Origin of the sequence: Prevotella sp. 885 (assembly GCF_002265625.1) — a bacterium.
Lineage (GTDB): Bacteria > Bacteroidota > Bacteroidia > Bacteroidales > Bacteroidaceae > Prevotella.
This window is the reverse complement of sequence record NZ_NOVE01000040.1, coordinates 17,163-34,674: the sequence shown is the minus strand read 5'-3', so window position 1 is coordinate 34,674 and position 17,512 is coordinate 17,163. Positions and strand designations below refer to the sequence as shown.

General features: G+C 46.6%; 16 protein-coding genes. 1 reads left to right on the top strand and 15 read right to left on the bottom strand.

Annotated elements, in window-relative coordinates; all coding sequences use genetic code 11:
* Positions 1-292: 292 nt before the first annotated feature.
* Positions 293-562, top strand: a complete 270-nt coding sequence (gene hxsA2 / locus CHL74_RS16005) for a His-Xaa-Ser repeat protein HxsA2 (RefSeq protein WP_094881249.1) — start codon at positions 293-295, stop codon at positions 560-562.
* Between the two features lie 81 nt (positions 563-643).
* Here hxsA2 and CHL74_RS11265 read toward each other — a convergent pair whose 3' ends face one another.
* From CHL74_RS11265 to CHL74_RS11195, 15 genes are all read right to left on the bottom strand, one after another.
* Positions 644-1,273 (bottom strand): hypothetical protein, encoded by a 630-nt coding sequence (locus CHL74_RS11265; RefSeq protein WP_094881248.1) that lies wholly within the window; start codon positions 1,271-1,273, stop codon positions 644-646.
* A gap of 24 nt (positions 1,274-1,297) precedes the next feature.
* The gene (gene mobV, locus CHL74_RS11260) at positions 1,298-2,068 is read right to left on the bottom strand and encodes a MobV family relaxase (RefSeq protein ID WP_176452243.1); all 771 of its coding nucleotides are present in this window, start codon (positions 2,066-2,068) and stop codon (positions 1,298-1,300) included.
* Positions 2,069-2,244: 176 nt separating this feature from the next.
* Positions 2,245-3,267: a DUF6371 domain-containing protein gene (locus CHL74_RS11255; RefSeq protein WP_176452242.1), complete on the bottom strand. Its 1,023-nt coding sequence runs from the start codon at positions 3,265-3,267 to the stop codon at positions 2,245-2,247.
* Positions 3,268-3,381: 114 nt separating this feature from the next.
* Positions 3,382-4,773, bottom strand: a complete 1,392-nt coding sequence (locus CHL74_RS11250; protein WP_176452241.1) for a DUF3987 domain-containing protein — start codon at positions 4,771-4,773, stop codon at positions 3,382-3,384.
* A 4-nt stretch (positions 4,774-4,777) separates the two neighbouring features.
* Positions 4,778-5,149 carry a helix-turn-helix domain-containing protein gene (locus CHL74_RS11245; protein ID WP_007897100.1) on the bottom strand — a complete coding sequence of 124 codons (372 nt, stop codon included), beginning with the start codon at positions 5,147-5,149 and terminating at the stop codon, positions 4,778-4,780.
* Between the two features lie 109 nt (positions 5,150-5,258).
* Positions 5,259-6,026 (bottom strand): hypothetical protein, encoded by a 768-nt coding sequence (locus CHL74_RS11240; protein WP_094881245.1) that lies wholly within the window; start codon positions 6,024-6,026, stop codon positions 5,259-5,261.
* A gap of 369 nt (positions 6,027-6,395) precedes the next feature.
* Positions 6,396-7,517: a site-specific integrase gene (locus tag CHL74_RS11235; RefSeq protein ID WP_094881244.1), complete on the bottom strand. Its 1,122-nt coding sequence runs from the start codon at positions 7,515-7,517 to the stop codon at positions 6,396-6,398.
* A gap of 128 nt (positions 7,518-7,645) precedes the next feature.
* Entirely contained in the window at positions 7,646-8,596 is a 951-nt protein-coding gene (locus tag CHL74_RS11230; RefSeq protein WP_094881243.1) for a helix-turn-helix domain-containing protein, read from the bottom strand.
* A gap of 348 nt (positions 8,597-8,944) precedes the next feature.
* The gene (locus CHL74_RS16000) at positions 8,945-10,180 is read right to left on the bottom strand and encodes a leucine-rich repeat protein (RefSeq protein ID WP_094881242.1); all 1,236 of its coding nucleotides are present in this window, start codon (positions 10,178-10,180) and stop codon (positions 8,945-8,947) included.
* Between the two features lie 57 nt (positions 10,181-10,237).
* A complete protein-coding gene (locus CHL74_RS11220; RefSeq protein WP_094881241.1) occupies positions 10,238-11,038 on the bottom strand; it encodes a hypothetical protein in 801 nt (266 codons plus the stop codon).
* Positions 11,039-11,047: 9 nt separating this feature from the next.
* Positions 11,048-12,511, bottom strand: coding sequence for a DUF4433 domain-containing protein (locus CHL74_RS11215; protein WP_094881240.1), 1,464 nt, complete (start codon positions 12,509-12,511; stop codon positions 11,048-11,050).
* Between the two features lie 21 nt (positions 12,512-12,532).
* The gene (locus tag CHL74_RS11210; RefSeq protein WP_094881239.1) at positions 12,533-13,129 is read right to left on the bottom strand and encodes a DUF6939 family protein; all 597 of its coding nucleotides are present in this window, start codon (positions 13,127-13,129) and stop codon (positions 12,533-12,535) included.
* Positions 13,123-14,631, bottom strand: a complete 1,509-nt coding sequence (locus tag CHL74_RS11205; RefSeq protein WP_141241314.1) for a leucine-rich repeat protein — start codon at positions 14,629-14,631, stop codon at positions 13,123-13,125. Before CHL74_RS11205 ends, CHL74_RS11210 begins: the two co-directional genes overlap by 7 nt.
* Positions 14,632-14,824: 193 nt before the next feature.
* Positions 14,825-17,203 carry a putative porin gene (locus CHL74_RS11200; RefSeq protein WP_094881237.1) on the bottom strand — a complete coding sequence of 793 codons (2,379 nt, stop codon included), beginning with the start codon at positions 17,201-17,203 and terminating at the stop codon, positions 14,825-14,827.
* On the bottom strand, positions 17,200-17,511 hold the full coding sequence (locus CHL74_RS11195; protein ID WP_254923284.1) for a hypothetical protein: 312 nt from the start codon (positions 17,509-17,511) through the stop codon (positions 17,200-17,202). The genes CHL74_RS11200 and CHL74_RS11195 overlap by 4 nt, the downstream gene beginning before the upstream one ends.
* Between the last annotated feature and the right edge of the window lies 1 nt (position 17,512).

The following is a 17,512-nucleotide window of genomic DNA, read 5'->3' as shown; positions in this document are numbered from 1 at the left end:
AAGTCCCTTGTACATATTAATGCTGACATCATTTTTCATACAGCAAAGGTAAACATCTTTACGGAAAATCTATCATGTATCGTTGATATATTTGGGTAGGGATGCCACGGACTTTATCGGATGAGCCTCTATCTTCCAGTCTGCGACGGATGTGTTCTTAGAAAAGAATGTGGAGGTTTCTTCTCGACAAATAAAAATAACATAAGTACACATATCCACAAAATAGAATGTACAAATTCATGTACAGAGTGAATTGTTAACAATATTGTCAAATTTAAAAACGGAGGTATCAATGAAGAGACTTATGTTTTTGCTTGTTTCGGCATTTATCGCTACAACGAGTTATTGCGCCAACGTTTCTGATAACATCATGAACGTATTGGGCAATAATGACGAAACAACACAAATTGAGAAACAGAAGAACCAGCCTTTGGTCTTGCAGAAAGCCATTGACATGGTAAAGAGTTCTCTTGCGGGTCACTATTCGCACAGTTCTCATTCTTCTCACAGTTCTCACAGCTCGCATAGCTCACACTCGTCTCACTATTCAAGTCGTTACTAAGGATAGTGATTCGCAAGATCATTGCGAGTTGTAAAATAATTGGGGAGGGGCGTGTTCGAAATGCGCTCCTCCCTTAATATTTTATCTACTCAAACCTTTTCTCTTCATTGGCTTCATCATCTTTGTCGCCTGTCGCAAGCATCGTCTTATCCATTCTATCTCATCTTCGTCCTTCTCACGTCCCCAGTCTTTGGTATCGCTACCGCCACCACCTTGGCTTTCAGCAAAGTTGGTAGCCTCGTTGATGTAGCCAACATAAAGGTACATTGCACAATAGATGATTTTGTCACCATAATTAATGAAGTCCATTGCAAAGCTGTCGTCAAATAGGCTGCTGTCGTGAATGCTCGTCATACGAGGATAGATGTCTGCTATCTCTGCCAACGCCTTCATACCAGCCTGCGCCCATATCTTATTAATCATCTGTTGCTGGTATGAAACAGCTGTTTTTTCAAAATCGGCTTTAATCTCCCTGTTTCTTGCTGCGATGTGGGAGGTATTCTTCTGCAACTCATCAAGTTGCAACTTAGCCTGCGCAAGTTTCATCTTCTTGTCGTTCAATTTGTCACGAACATCCCAGAGTTCCTTTCTGGTGGCGGTAATCTTTGCCTTTATCTCAACAGCATCACCAAGATGATTCTTCATGTAATCTTCAAGTTCGGCTATGGTCGCTTGTTTCTCTGCTTCCGCTTTCTCCAGATTGCTGACCATAGTCTGCAGAGCCTTGATTTTGGTCTATGCTTTTGTGATGCTACGATTAAGACCTGAAAGAAGCGTCTTCTTCATGCCTACTTCATTTGACAAAGTGCGGCATTCATCAGCCAACTCCCTGCGATAAGTTTCTGTTGACTTGTGCTTAGCTCCAGTTATGGTGATGTCATCGCCACGTTCCAGTCCATACTTTTCATTAACCTCTGCAAGTCGGCTATGAAGTTCACGCATCCTTGTTCTTGCTTGATTCATGTCGTTTCCACCAAACATATCTTTTGCGCTCAGTCTGCCGTCCAGTGTGATGGGGACAATGACCGCATGTGCATGAGGATTGAGTTCGTCTAGATGAACAATGAACGAAACGACATTTTCTTCACCAAACTCCCGACAACAAAAGTCATATATGTCCTTTGCCCATCTGTCTATGCCACTGCAACTGTCAACATCCCAGTTGTTGCCGTTCTCACTGATTGTCTGGTCGCCAAATGCGAGTTTGCGCATCTGCTCGCGGTTACCACCAAAGACAATGCTCACGGCACGGTTTGATGTAGTATTCACTCTGCCTGTCACTCTGTTCTTGATGGCTTGCTCGATTTTGTCAGTTATAGACTTGTTCTTGTCTATTGGTCCAAGTTCTCCACCTTTCGACACCAGAAAGTTAAGTCGGGTGCGACTACGATCATAGTTGTATTTTGGATCATTCTCCTTCCTAGAAAAGAGGTCATCTCCCCAATTGCGCTGATGCTCATCGCTGACAGCAACGCTGAAAGACTTGACCTTTTGAATGTCCATCATCTGTTTCTTATTATCGCTCATAAAATTGCTTGATTTAATTGATTGTACATATGAAATTCAGCTTGCTGTACACATATAATGGCTGTTTGCCCTAATTACTGAGCTTGCTCGGTGTATTAGGCTCCACCCAAGGGATATGTTCGCAAGCGAACTCGTTATAACTGCTGCCAGTAGTGTTATGGCTCTTCCACCAACACCAACCCAAGGCTGTCTATCAGATGCAGGAGTGGCGGATGTTGCTTTATCAGCCTTTGTAGCACCATCTGTGGCGTTTCCGTCATCAATAGGAAGTCGGCAATGTCAAGACCTTTGGTCTTTTGTTCATCGGTGGCATTGTCTTCCAAGATGTTGCTTATGACAACCCTTTTGCAAACAGATTGCAGCAATGGAATTTTTGATTTCCATTTGTCCGTTGCTCCAAGGTCAGGGAACAGAATGATGTCCCGACCTCCAAATACCTTGACAGCGATTTGGTTGAGACAGCCATGCATACCTCCAGTTGCCAGCCAGATGAAATTGGGGATAAAATGGGATGCGATTATGGCAGTTTTTTCACTCTCGACAATAGCGACCGACATTGTGGGATGCTGTGCCAGCAAATGCTCACCAAAGAAACATTGGCACAAGTTGAAATCTGGAAGATGAAGAAAAGCATGCGCCCATCCAACATAAGAACGTGGCTCTTTCACACGATGTCCGTCTTTGGGATTATATAGCATGACCTTGCCAGTCCTCACCTTATCATCCTTGTCAACTTGCCAATAAATGGTTGAGCCTCCCCACTTATAGGATGTTCCGACATGATACATCTTCATCAGCCTTTTTGTCTCTTGTTCACCAAAGACCTTGGAAAGGTACTGGTATAACGGATTGATTCCGTAATGAGACAAGGAACGCTCCATAATAGCGTTGGCGATATAGGACATAGGCTTTTCTACGACTTTCGGTTGGGTATTCCTTCTTGTCGGATTTGGCAATTTGTCCTTAGACAGAAAGTCTGGATGCTCACGGAAATAGTCTTTAGGAGTATAGTGATACCCACAACTATGCTCATGGTCGCATTTGCCTACATTGTCAGGGAAGGACACTTCCCCCTCATCATCTATGTATCTTGTGAAACAACGCTTGCGCTCACAATTCGGGCATGTGTAACGATTACCCAATCTGTATTTCTCCAAGTGAAATCTATACTCGTTCATCATCGTAACTGAAATGAATTATTGGTGAATTTCAGCTTTCAGTTCTTTCATGTTTTCAGTTACGCACTTGTCAACTGAAAAACTGAAACAAATGAATACTGAAAACAGGTTGGTTTATGTTTCAGTTGCCTGTCCTGTTTCGAACTTTACTTTTTCGTAAAATCCTTTCTTTGCCTTTGTGATTAGTCCAGACTTCATAAGCTCCTTTATATAGTTCATCACAGTACGGTCTGTAACATGCAGATTCTCCATTCCTGTTTTTATGGCTGTTTTTGTGTCAAAACTGTCTTCCAACAGATACAGCAACTCCTTGGATATAGAATCACAGGTATCTTCAGCAACAAAGGCTCGGCAGCGTTGATAACAATTCTCACAGTATTCATTGAGTCGTAATGCTCCTTCTATGGAATCCACATCAATACTTTGCAGATGGCTCTCGCCACAGGCGTATCTTAGAGCTTGGAGCAATAAGGCAATGCGTGCGACGTGGGTATTGTGCTTCATCACCCTCGTTTCAACATCCTCATCGTCCTCTATGGCATTGATGGCATCCACATTTCTGTTCCACCAACCAAAGAAAAGGGAGTGTGCGTCCTTGTCCATATAAAGGATATTTGGACAACATTCATTTGTGTCATTACACCTTGCATAGTCAAGTCCAAAGATTTTCCCGATGATGTCAGCCCATTTTCTTGAAGCCTCGCTCTGGCGCACATGGCTATCTTCCTCATCCAGCCAGTGTGGAACTTTCTTGGATTTGGGATATACAACCAGAATACGGTCAAGAAAACCTGTATCCATGAATTTGGAAGCCATCAGTTCCTTCATTCGTTTGGTCTGTGTTGTACCGATGATGTTGACACATGGCTCTTCTACACGTTGTGGGCGGTCATTCTTGACACGGGTGTTCTCCAAGTGGCATCCGCTCCAGATGGAAAGTAGGCGTTCAAGCATGGGATTTTTCCCATACCTGTCTGTATTGGCAAGCAGTCCGAGAATTTCATCATAGTTGATGGCTATGCCACGCAAGTTGTTGTAATGCTCCAATACCAGAGCCTCCAATGTAAAGTCATCCAATGTGACCCTTTTCAGAATAGGCTTCTTCATTTCCTTGCTTCCGCTTTCCTTTGTTGCACATGCTGCCTCATATAGGTCAAGTTCATAGCAAAACTTGTCAAACAGCTTTCGTTCATACTCCCGAATTGGCTTGTATGCAAGCTGTAATGGTGGAGTTTTGCCCATGCCAGGTCTGCCAACCAATATGATATAAAGGGCGGCATTCGTGTCCCAGTCCTGCTTAACGTGAATACGATAGGTATTGCCAAGAGCCGCTGATGCTGCCGACAGCATGGACATGGCGACATAATCCACCTTGAAATTGCCGTGCACAACCATGTCTATGATGATGGACTGCATTTTTTGTGGAAATACCTCAAGAGGGAAGCCTGAGTCCGCTAAAGACTCGGCTTCCATGTTGATTTTGTTACAGAGTTCAAGCGCATCCATAGCATTACCAGTTTAAGGGTTTCGGTTTGCGCTTGTTTCCTGCAAGAATGGCTGCATTCTCCTCCTCTGCCGTTAGAGGTACAGGATTCTTGCGGTTAGTCTCCAGCCACTTGTCAAGTTCATCTTGATAAAGACAGTAACGTTTGCCTGGCTTGGTGGCGGGAATGCTACCGTTTCCAAGTTTCATGTAGAGAGTTGCCATCGGCATTTTCAGGTATGCCGATGCTTCCTCCACACTCATAGGTATGTGCGTGTTCGCCTTGTGTGGCTTGTTCTGTGATTGCAGACTGATGATCATCTGCTTCATGCCCACCACTTCGTCCCGAAGCTGGGCAACGACCATTGGAAGGTCGTTGAAAGTTAATTCCTTTGTCATATACAAGTTGTTCTAAAAAACTGGGACAAAGGAACAGAATGATGCTTCCGTTACTGAGGTTCGTGACAGTCATTTGTCATTCACGAAGGAATAACTCTAACAATTGGGATTATTCTGGAGTTTCCTCCGTTACATCATGAAAATCATGTCTACCATTAACTGGCTCATCAATCGGAATGACATCATTGGAGCATGGTGCTTTCAGGTTCTTCAATGTGCTGTAGTCCAAGCCTTCAAACGGTTTTGGGAACAAAGCCTTGATAAAGGATATTCGCATTGCCATTGTGTAATCACGCTTACCCAAACGTTCTGCGATATTCCACACGAAGTGTCTTAAAGGGATATTCTCAACCGTCTCCTTGAAACGGTTTATTGCTATCGGGGTATAGTTGGTGTCGTTGCTCCATTCCTTGACTGCCTCAATTACCTTGTACAAATCTTCCTCATACAGAAACCTTGACATGGTACGATGCACATAGTCAAGTACGGCTCTTGTTCGCTTTTCCTTTTCCTCCTGTGCTTCTTTTTCTTGTGCCTCTACACACTTGACATAGTCTTCATGGCTGTATTTTACATACTGTGTTTGTGGTAATGTTTGCTTTGGCTGTTCTTGTTCTGTTGCTGGCTCTGCTTCTACAACGTTTTTCTTTGTCTTGCTGTTGCTACCAATGGTCATCAGTTCATAGGGATAATTCACCATAGAAATGAATATCGCCCAAAGCAGGATGTTGCTCCCTACAAAGATGATTGATTCGACAAACAGACTTTGGTGAAAGTCATTGCCTACATACATCGCCACGACAAGAGAGATGGCGAGAATTGCAGTACCAACAAAAGCGTAGATGGTACAATCTGAAGTTGTCTCGTTTTCTATCATTATTGTATTCGTTTTATTGTTATTCTTCTTTCAAAAACTTCCACAAAGTTAGATGCAGAAGCATGTGAAAACAGCATTTACGTTCTCTGGCACTCTTTCTTTTACGCTTTATTAGCGTTCTTATATGATATCATACTCTGAATCATACTTTAAACTGCTCGTTAGTGCCAGTTGCGGCTAATTGCTGACTACAAAGGTAAGGGCAAAGAAAATGGAAAATTGCAGTTCCTCTTCAATATCTATAGATATTAGGATGTATTTGTCGAATTGGTTCTATCCACGACAGCAAATAGAACCAACAAAACGAGAAAAGGACTATTGGAACACTATCATTCCAACAGTCCTTTTCTGCGTGTTATTGTCAAATGGTTACTTCTTCAAGGTGATACAGCCAACCGAAGCACGCTTCTGAGCATCGGAAATCTTGGCATACACTTCTGTTGTTGCCACATTCTTGTGACCGAGATAACGCTGCACAACCACAATACTGGTCCCTGCGTCCAACTGGAGACAGGCAAAACTGTGACGTGAGCAATGATAGGAGATATGCTTGGTAATTCCAGCATCTTTCAGCCAGTTCTTCAGTGGAGCCTGTGTCATGGAGTCTTTGAAATCAGGGAACACCTTGCCTCGTTTATCTGGTGAATAGCCTATCAGTTCCAAGGCTTCCTCACTGATTGGGTTATGCACGATGTCTTTTGTCTTCTGCATTCGTGTGGTGACATACATCACTCCATCGCTGCCGTATGGCTGTATCTCCTCCCAAGTGAGTTTCTTGATGTCGCTCTTTCTTAAAGCCGTTAGGCAAGAGAACAGGAAGGCTCGCTTCAATGCTGGGGCGGAGCAAGGTGTGGATGCCAAGCGGATAACCTCGTCTTGTGAAAGATGCTCCTTGTCTGTCGGGATAGTCTCGATACGCTCCAAGAAACCGTTCGGGTTCTCCTTTATCTTGCGGTCACGATAGGCGGTGTGGATTGAAGCACGGAAAGTTGACCAGTAGTTGGCAGCTGAGTTGATATGTAGTTTTCTGTTCTTATGCAGTCCCTGTGGTGCTGTCAGCAGATACTCACGAAACCTGTTGCACAAGTCCACGTTTATCTCCCCAAAGGTACACTTGCCTTGCGTGAAGGTACGAAAGTGCATATAGACGTGCTGCCACTTGGAGTTCTTCTTGTCTGCCAGTCTCTTGAAGTAGGCAAGGAAATCTCCCTTCATCTTCTCCTTGTCGAAGAAATCGTAACGCTCGTTGACGATAGCCTCGAAGCGGCGGCAGCGTATCGCCTCGGCTCTTGCCGTAAGGTTGAGGTTATACTTCTGTTCCATCTGGTTCTTCGGCTTGGCATAGATGTAGATGCCAAGCGACTCATGGCGGATGACTTTCATCGTGCTCTCGTCACGATAGCCTGGATAATAGTCAAGATAATAGGACAGCATGTGTCCGTCCTTGATTTTGCGTGTACGCAATGATACGGTCTTGCAAATGTTGCTCATAACTGATATGTATTATTGATAATTATTCGTGGTGAAGTGTCTCTTCACAGCTGCAAAATAACGGAATGAAATCTCCGTGACTCCAATTATTCATAGTAACTGATGGATAATGATGAAATCATTTGAAATCACAGTCCTTTTGCTGCCCTTTCTGCCATTGCACGTTCCACATCCGTCTTCAAAAGCAGGTTCTTTACGCCCACTTTTACCTTGCTGATATGGTGAACTCTCACGATATGGCAGATGTTGGCACTTGTCAGACCATACAACTGTTGCACCTGTTCGGTGGTATAATAGCTGTCATCGTTCATGAGGTCAGTCCTGCGAAATTCTTCAAGATGTTCCTTGGAGTAATAAGTATGACCATACTCACGTTTGGTCGGTATCTTATGGCGGTAGGTGTATGCCCTAAGTGCCGACTTGCTCATGTTGAAAACATTATCCACATCATCAGCTGTCACCCATTCTTTGATGCTGTGGATGTCAACGGCAGTACCGAAAAACTCATCAATATGCCGTTTGCTGTAATAGTTCTTGCCAGCAATACGACACATCGGTATCTGGTTGCGCTTGGCGGATGTATAGAGCCAAGACTTCTTGACCTTATAAATGGACATCACTTCCTCGCCCGAATAATAGTCAAGCACCTCATTCTCCTCTTTCCCTTTTGTCGGTTCCTGCTTTCGTATTGGCTTTTCTGTTTTTGCCTTTTTACTGAGCTTGCTCTTGCTGGCAGGAATCACACGCTTGTAGGGATTACCCTCAAACATCTTCTCTATATCAGATTTTCTAACGAATGCCATTCTGCTGCTCAATCTTGATGCCTTCAACTTGCCGTTAGCCACAAGTTTGTAGATATACTGTCGGGTGCATCCCATCAGCACAGCTGCCTTTGAGAATGTAAGATACTCCTGATGTTGCAGATCCATGATTGGCTCAATACCGTTAATCAAGTCCTGCTGTCTTTTCTTCCTAAGACGTTTTGCCTCTGCCTGACATTCCTCGGAACAGTATTTCTGCATACCACTCCTTGGCACAAATGTCTTGCCACAAAATTCACATTTTCTTGTCGGTCTCATACTCTTTGATATTGCTTTGTTCAAATTCATTTGAGTATTCCACTGATGGAGTAAACGGAAGTAAACCATTGACAACCTTTGTCAACCCAGTCCACGATATTACGCTTTTTGCCTATCAGCTTCAAATCTGTCCTTCATCGTAACCACTCGTAAATCATTGTCAACTACGTTCACGATATGACAAAATAAAAGCTCCGCAAATTCTCCACGGTAGAAATACGCTGCAAAAATATGTGGAAAATCGGGAACTGCCAAAAAGCACTCAGAAAGTGTTAAAAATCAAAGAGTATTGAAAATCAAGACTTTATGGTTAGTTAGTCATAGTAAGTTATGGTTAGTTATAAGGCTCTAAATACAATCCCCAAAAGCACCATCATTGATGCTTGTTACATTATTTGGAATATCAATACTTGTGAGTGATGTGCAACCTTCAAAAGCACTACTTCCAATGTTTGTCACACTGTCCGGAATACCGATATAAGTGAGAGATTCACATTCGCTAAAAGCATTGTCTCCAATAACCTTAACCCCTTCTATAATTGAATATTCATCTTCCAATTCTGCTGGAGCCCAAAGCAATCTCTTCCAATCCTTACTATATTTTACGCCAAACTCATCCTCCACTGCATTTTCAAGATCCTCATCAGTAACCTTCGTACTCCACACTTCCTCCTCCTTCGGCTTCTGCAAACCGAACAATCTGAAAGAGCACATGGATAAGTCCTTTTTGGCGCTGGCTAACAGGAACATTGACATGAGGGTTTTTGTTTCCTCATCTGCCAACAAGCCTTGCAGGGCTGTCATGGTCTTACTCTTGCTTAAGTCAAGATAATCGGCGGCAGAGAAGAGGAGACGGTCAGACGCTCCGTACAGGTCGAGCAGAGACGGATTAAGGGATATCGCTTTTAGCGAGAGGGCAATGGAAGCCAAGGCGAAATCGTCGATAGTTTCGTCGAAGTCATCGATGGTGCGAAGGGGATGCGAGAAGTCCTTGGTTCCGATGGTCGGCGACTTCTGGCCTTTCATCGCCGGCACAAACATGCCGTCGTAATCGACGAGTGTCAGCGTACCGTCGGGGCGCACCATGATATTGTCGGGCTTGATGTCGCCATGGGCAAACGACTGCGAGCGAAGCCAAGCCGCCATTTTGCAGAAACGGTAGCAGAGCATCGACATAGCGTGAGTGTCCGTATAGTTAGCTGCGATGTATGTCTCCATCGTCTCGCCCTCAATCCAGTCCATCAGCAACACCGGAAACTCTTCGTCCTCACAGTTGCTGTCAACGAAAAGCTCCTTCTCCAGATACTTTACGGAAGTGATATAAGAAGAATTGACAAACTCCAATTCTTCGGCTATCTGGCGGTAAGCCTCCGCACGCCCTTCCTGCTCTTCGGTGAAGCACTTCAGGGCATAGCATTTGCCCGTCTGCTCGTCCTTCATCTTGAACACGACGGCAAACGCACCGCTGCTACGATACGGCTCACCGTATTTGTCCAGCACGGGCACCAGATGGCTGAGTTTGTCAAGATTGTCATTAGCCTCGCGAATGGCGGCGAGATATTCTGATATAAGAGGGTATTGCATAGATTTATAATTATCGCTTTGTTAGGTGGAATTTTTGTTTCCGTAAGCGTTGTTGTTTCATAATATTGCCAACGTGTAGTCATCGATGTCAATAAGTCTTTTGGCATACAATGATTCCATCAGTTCCTTAAAGTCAGCTTCCGAATCTACGCTTCTTAAAAGAGGACTAAGCACATCGTCTGCAAAGTTGAACTTCTCTTTCGCTGCTATCTGAAGCAACTGCGAATTGCTTGTTTGCTTCATCCGCAGTTCCATCAGTTCACTTTCAAACTCCGCACTTTTCGACAGCTCGTACATCATCAGCACATAATGCGACAAGGCGTCGCTTGCGGCAAACACCACCGACGTGTCGTCAAGGTGGAATATGCCAGAGCGAAAACCTTCCTCTTCCAACGGATCCTTGCAACTGACAAGGCGGGGCGGATTGCTAAAGTCTGCCAGCCGTGTAAAGCTATGCTCCAGCAGTCCTGTCTGACTGCTATAATGAAAGACTACGCTATCGCCGTACGTCATCCATTGGCATTGACACGGTTCCGTTGTCCATGCCGCAGCAATGGTTGCGCACGAACCTTCGTTGTAGAACTTGTTAAGCAAGATGCCGTCGCCCTCCTTTGCCCGTTCTTCATGCTCATTATAGAACGCTTCCCAAATACCATCCATCCATTCGTCCAACTCCGTGAACGAACTGAGTGGAGCGTCCTTTGGCAGATGCTCTATAAGATACCTCGACCACTCGTTGGCATAGAGTCCGCAGCCTCCAGCTCCGTCCGACACAGCGATGCACTGGGGTGAACTGAATACGGCGTCCTCATTGGGCGTGTGGTCGTTAGGTTTGGCTATGCTTACACTTTTACTCATCTTTCTTTCTTACTGGTTATTGTTAACGAACATACTCGACAGCGTGCCTATCTTCATCATCTTAACAAGGCGTTCCATACCCGTGTTCACGCCCATGGCATGATAGCGTATGTCTGCTTGCTTATCGCCGAAGATGGCTCTCATCTGCTCATTGTAGTTAAGCGGCAACAGACTTGCCATGTTGTATAGCTTTTCGCCATAGCCGTTGCCGTTCAGTTCGCCGAGCGAAGCAGGGAATACCACCGATTCGGTATGTCCAGGCACTACGTGAATGTTGAAAAGCAACACGTTGCCATCGTTCGTAAACATCGACTTCAACTGATTTGACAACTGCTGCATCTCGTCGTGCGACGCACCGTTATATTCTCCGTCTGTGATGTTTATGATTGTCGGTGGATAGCAGTCCTTGTCGTGGTGTTGTTTCATCCAATTCTCCAACAGACCTTCTGCACGCTTGAATGCCTTGTCCATGTGGGTCCAGCTGCCATCATGACGTGCCGTCATCCATTGCTTCTTTTCCACCTCCTTTATTGCGATGCCTTTGCGTGTGCGCACTTCCTCCTTAACCGTCTTTTTCATAAACGGATTGTTTCTGATTTCTTCAGGCGTGACAAAGTCTCTACCCTCCAACGATCCGTTCCATGCGCTGTAAGCTTCCTGCCCATATCCTATTACGGCAATATCGAAGTAGTGGCGTGTTTCGTTGTTCTTCACGCAACGTTCCACAAGTTTGTTTATCTGCGAGTTCACTATTCGTGCCACAGCCTCAGATAGCGTCATGTCCTCTCCATTGAAAGTTGTTAAGCGTTTCATCGACACGCTCTGGTCGACAAGGAAGATGAATGCTGTAGGATGCTCGCGGTCTACACGTGCTGTATAGGCGTTCTTGCTCTGCATCTGCTGAGGCTGACTCGGAATAGGAATGCCAAAGTTGCCGATATTGGTGATATACTTCAATGGAATGAAGTTCTTTACCAATATCTCTGCTTGATAGAAAGGCTGCTCGTCGGCGTCGAGGTCGAAATGCTTCTTTGCCTTTACGGTCTGGAAGTGAATCTGCTTGAAGTCGTCCAGTGTGCCGCCGATTCTTGCTCCGCTTCGTGTTGCGTTGCGGTCGGCATAGCGTGCGTTCTCATCGTATATTACCTCTGGGTCGATTTCCAATAGCACGGGGTTTGATATTCGCCCTTCGTTCATTGCCACATACATCATAGGGTGATTGCTTGTGAAGCTGACGCGAACGTAATGCTCCAGACCTGCCTGCTGGTCGAGCGACCACGACAGCGAACCTGCTCCGCCACCGCCCGGCTTGGGGATGTCGATGCCACGCTCCTCGCAGTCTTTCCACGAGTAGAGACCGCCGTTCTTGATGATGTTCTCCAAGTTGTCGCGGTCTGTAAAGTGATACAGCTTTGTGATGTTATGCTGTTCGAGGAGTTTCTTGAACTCCTCCCAATCGTTTCTTTTGTTCATAACGGTTTCTTGTTTATAGGTTTAGAATAGCGACGGCATTTGCGGCGCTTCTGTTTGTGTTTTCTTGTCGCCGAAAGGATACAGCCCTTCGGCGTATGCCTTTATCAGAAAGGCGTGCGACAAAGGCTTCGTCGGATCATCAATGTCGCAGTTTGTGGTATAGTCGAGCAGCACGATCGTCTTCGTCTTACTGGCTTCCCTCAACCGCTCTATGATGTTCGCCACCTTGTTCTCAAGCACCCACTTATATGCGGGCAGATATATTTGCTTGCGAGCCTCTATATACCCCAACAGCTCGGTGCCGTTCACACCCTTGCGATGACCGAGTGGTTTGCCGAATCGCCTCACGGTACGCTTTATGTTCTTCATCGTGCCGTTAGCGAACATATTCACGTCCACATCCGCCGATTCAAACACTTTCAGTCCCTGCCATATCCCTTCAATACACATTGCGGTATAGCCCTCGCTGAATGGCACAGGTATACCGCCGTGTGGATAGAACGGACTTAGCTTAACCAACCCGTCTGTGGCTTGGCTTGTTACATCGGCTATCACCGCATCAGGATATTTCTTCAATATGTTTTCGTGCTTCCTGCGCTTGGATTCGATTACTACCATAAATGAAAGACTTTTTCGCCAAAACGTTGACGGATGTCAGACTTGATATGGGAGGGAAGGTTTTCACAGCCACAGAAAGCCCCATCCTCAATCGTTGTGATACTATTTGGAATATTTATGTTAGTGATGGATTTGCAACTGGCAAAAGCATACTCTCCAATCGTTGTGACACCATTTGGAATATTTATGTTTACGAGGGATTCGCAACCCCAAAAAGCAAACTCTCCAATCGTTGTGACACTATTTGGGATATTTATGCTGGTGAGAGAGTCGCAGTATGCAAAAGCCGAATCTCCAATTGTTGTGACACTATTTGGAATGTTTATGTTTACGAGGGATTCGCAACCCAAAAAAGCCTGCTCTCCAATCGTTGTGACACTATTTGGAATGTTTATGTTAGTGAGGGATTTGCAACCCCAAAAAGCCACGTCCCCAATAACCTTCACTCCTTTCCTAATTGAATATTTACCACTCAAGCTCTCTGGTGCCTTAAGCAATCTCTTCCAATCCTTACTATATTTTACGCCAAACTCATCCTCCACTGCATTTTTAAGGTCCTCATCAGTAACCTCCGTACTCCATACTTCCTCCTCCTTCGGCTTCTGCACACCGAACAATCTGAATGAGCACATGGACAAGTTCTTTTTGGCACTTGCTAACAGGAACATAGAAAGAAGCGTTCTTGCTTCCTCGTCTGCCAACAAGCCTTGCAGGGCGGTGAAGGTCTCGCTCTTGCTCAAATCTATATAATCGGCGGCAGAGAAGAGGAGACGGTCGGAAGCTCCGTACTCGTCGAGCAGAGACGGATTGAGAGAGATGGCTTTTAGCGAGAGGGCAATGGAAGCCAAGGCGAAATCGTCAATGGTTTCGTCGAAGTCATCGATGGTGCGAAGGGGATGCGAGAAGTCTTTGGTGCCGACGGTCGGCGACTTCTGACCTTTCATTGCCGGCACAAACATGCCGTCGTAGTCGACGAGTGTCAGCGTACCGTCAGGACGCACCATGATATTGTCGGGTTTGATGTCGCCATGGTCAAACGACTGCGAGCGAAGCCAAGCTGCCATTTTGCAGAAACGATAGCAGAGCATTGACATAGCGTGATTGTCCGTGTAGTTAGCGGCAACATACGTCTCCATTGTCTCGCCCTCAATCCAATCCATCAGCAACACAGGGAACTCTTCGTCCTCACAGTTGCTGTCAACGAAAAGCTCCTCCTCCAGATACTTCACGGAAGTGATATAAGGCGAGTCAACAAACTCCAATTCTTCGGCTATCTGGCGGTAAGCCTCCGCACGACCTTCCTGTTCCTCGGTGAAACACTTCAGGGCATAGCATTTGCCTGTCTGCTCGTCCTTCATCTTGAATACGACGGCAAACGCACCGCTGCTACGATACGGCTCGCCGTATTTATCCAGCACGGGCACCAGATGGCTCAACTTGTCAAGATTGTCCTTAGCCTCGCGAATTGCAGCGAGATATTCTGATATAAGATGGTATTGCATAAGTTTTATAATTAGCAGTAAAAATATTTCGTATGATCTAATTTTCAAAAGTACGAATACTTTTACATACCACAAAACAAATTGTTCTCAGTTTTCAAAAAAAGGCAACAATGGACTTTGTTTTTGTATCCTTAACCGGATGGGTGATGGATACGTTGTTGTCCTTTGTTGCCTTTATTGTTTGAAGGGTTGCTTAATTGAAGAAGTTCCAGCTTATGCCGAAGCGGAAGATTCTTTCGTTGAGCGGATAGTGCGGCGTGAAGAAGTAGTTGCGGTTGCCCTGTCCGGCGTTCACGTGACTCATCATTACGAAGAAGCGTGTGTGCTGGAGGTGGAAGTTGGCGTAGACGTTCACTACGGGGTAGTTGCCCACTTCCGTGCGGCTGTTGCCTTCCTGCACGCAGAACTGTCCCAATGCCGGGCTGTAGTCTGGCGCGTAATACTTGGTGAAGTATCGGGCGTCGGCACCGAAATCGCACTTCAGAACCTTTGCTATGCGGAACTTCAGATACAGGTTGGTGTATACGTTTAGGTCGGGCACGGGCAGAGCGTCGTTGTTGGACGACTTCTGATAGGTCACGAGGTTCTCCCAATGGAGCGGTCCTAACTTGAAGTTCTGTTCGAGCGAGAGCGTCAACAGGCTGATGGGGCTTCCGCTCTGGCGCGGCCTTACGGTATTGGCTGTGCGTGCCTTTGTGTCTGCATCCACGTCGTACGACATCGCAAAGTATGTGTAGTTCTTGAGGTTGTCGAAGGCTACGCGCAGCGTGGTGTTGGTCTTCTCGTATGTGAAGACGCCCTCCACACGTGAATGGATGATCTTCGAGAGGTCGTCGTTGTCCCACCAGTAATGCTTGGCATGATAGTGGCGGTAATAGAACGACGGCTTGACGGAATGGAAGAAGCCGCGTGCTGCCAGGCGGACTGTGTCGCCGAACAACGCGAAGTTGACGTCAGCGTTGGCGTCCACCTTCAGACTTCCCACGTCCTTGCCCATAAGCCATGTCTCTGCCGTGACGTCGTAATGGAACGTGCGTCCGAGACGCTTTATGAGTTGCGCTCCGATGCTCAGGTTATGCTCCGTGTATGACGTTGTGGAGCGTGTGGAGTCGGGTAGGGTGAAGTGGCGCAGGTCTGACGTGACAAACGCCTTGAGTCCTGCCTTCGCCCACTTGTTGAATCCCTCGAGGAGCGAAACGGCGAAGGTGTTCTGGAGGCGATAGTGCGAAGTCTTGTCCAGAATGGAGTCGCCTGACACTATTCCGACGTTGTCAAACGTGTTCTTATAGAAGTCGGCAGGTGTCTGGTATGCCTGGTAAATGCGTCTGTAGTTGTCGTACTTCATTGTGTGGATGAAGCTTGTGACGGGCACGTATTCCGTCTTCATCCATTGTTCTTCCTCCTTCTTCTTCTCGTCGATGAGGCTCAGACTGTCTGCGGCAGCCTTTCCGTTGACTGCTATACGTCCCTCGCCAGCTTTTTCTGCTTCCGTTTCGGTCTTGGCAGGTTCGGCTCCGGCAATCTTTGCGCCCTCTGGACGTCCGCCCGCCGATGCTTTTTCGTAGCTGCGCTCGTCGAAGGTGCGGCCCTCTTTCTCAGCTTTGCGGCGTGCCTCCTCCTTCTCCTTGCTTGCCTGGTTCTCCTTCATCGACTCCATTGCGAACTTGCGTGCCGCAATCTCCTCCTCCGTCATCTTCACCTTGCGGCTGAAGCCAAGGTTGTAACGGTGTGTAAGGAAGAGGTGCTGGTTGTCGTTACGGTTCCAGTTCTGCTGCAGGACGGTCGGTATCTCGTTGGTAGCGAAATTGTCGTCGAAGCTATCAGGATGCTTGATGTATTCGTCGTCCGTGATGCCACCGTTCTCCGTGACCTTCTGGCGGATGGTGGAGAAGAGGATATGGGCCTGATAACGGTCGCCGATATACGATCCGTACATCGAATACTTGAAGTGGGAGGTGCTTTGGCTGGAGTAATAGCCTCTTCCGTAAAGGTAGTCGAAATTGAATCCTGCACCAATGCGCTTGCCGGCGTTGACGCCGAACTTGGCAGTAAGATGGTCCTCCCCGTTAGTGCGGTTGCCGGCATTGTTGTAAGTGAGGTTGGTGAACGGCGAGAGCGTGTTGGTGAAGTGGAACTGGTCGACGGGAGTGACTACGTAATCGTAAGGCTGCGAGAAGACAAACTGCTCGCCCGACTCAGGTCTGTCCACAAAGATACGGTTGATGCGCGGTGCACCAAGGTTGCCGGTGGTATTGTATTGTCCTCTTAGTCCGGTGGTGAAGATTGTGTTGGGGAACATGTGCGACATCGTGTCGACCTCTGCCGGTCTGACGTCGCCGAAGCGTGAGTCGACAGTCCACACTTTCAGTCCGCGTGGAATCTCCTTGTCGGTGCCGAGCGAGTCGGCTATGTTTCGCTGGTTTCGGCGGCTCATCACGCCTTCATCGTTCTGCGTGAAGTTGTCGAACTCGTCGTCCCTTATCTGTGCTTGGGCTGCCGTCGCAAGGCCTGTCAGACATAAGATGACGGCTGCTGCCTTGAGACGGAAGTTCAGTATGATGTTTTTTGTCATTGTCTTATTAATCGGAAGAAGCATTCAATAACCTTGAATGCTATGGCCGTGATGATGATGATGGTGCCGGTGGTGCGTGTGCCGAAATAGAATACGGCCATGCCGACAACGGCTCCGAGCATAAAGATGATGTTCAGTATGTTGCGTATCTTGAAGTACTTGTCTTCCTGTGGCTCGCGGCGATGATGCCTCGGAGGACGTACCACTGACACTTCCTCAATGTCGGCAGCTTCGTCATGAGCCTCGCTTATGACAGGCTGCTGTTCATTGTCAGCGACGGGCTGCTGGTTCTGTGTGTTGTCGTTCATA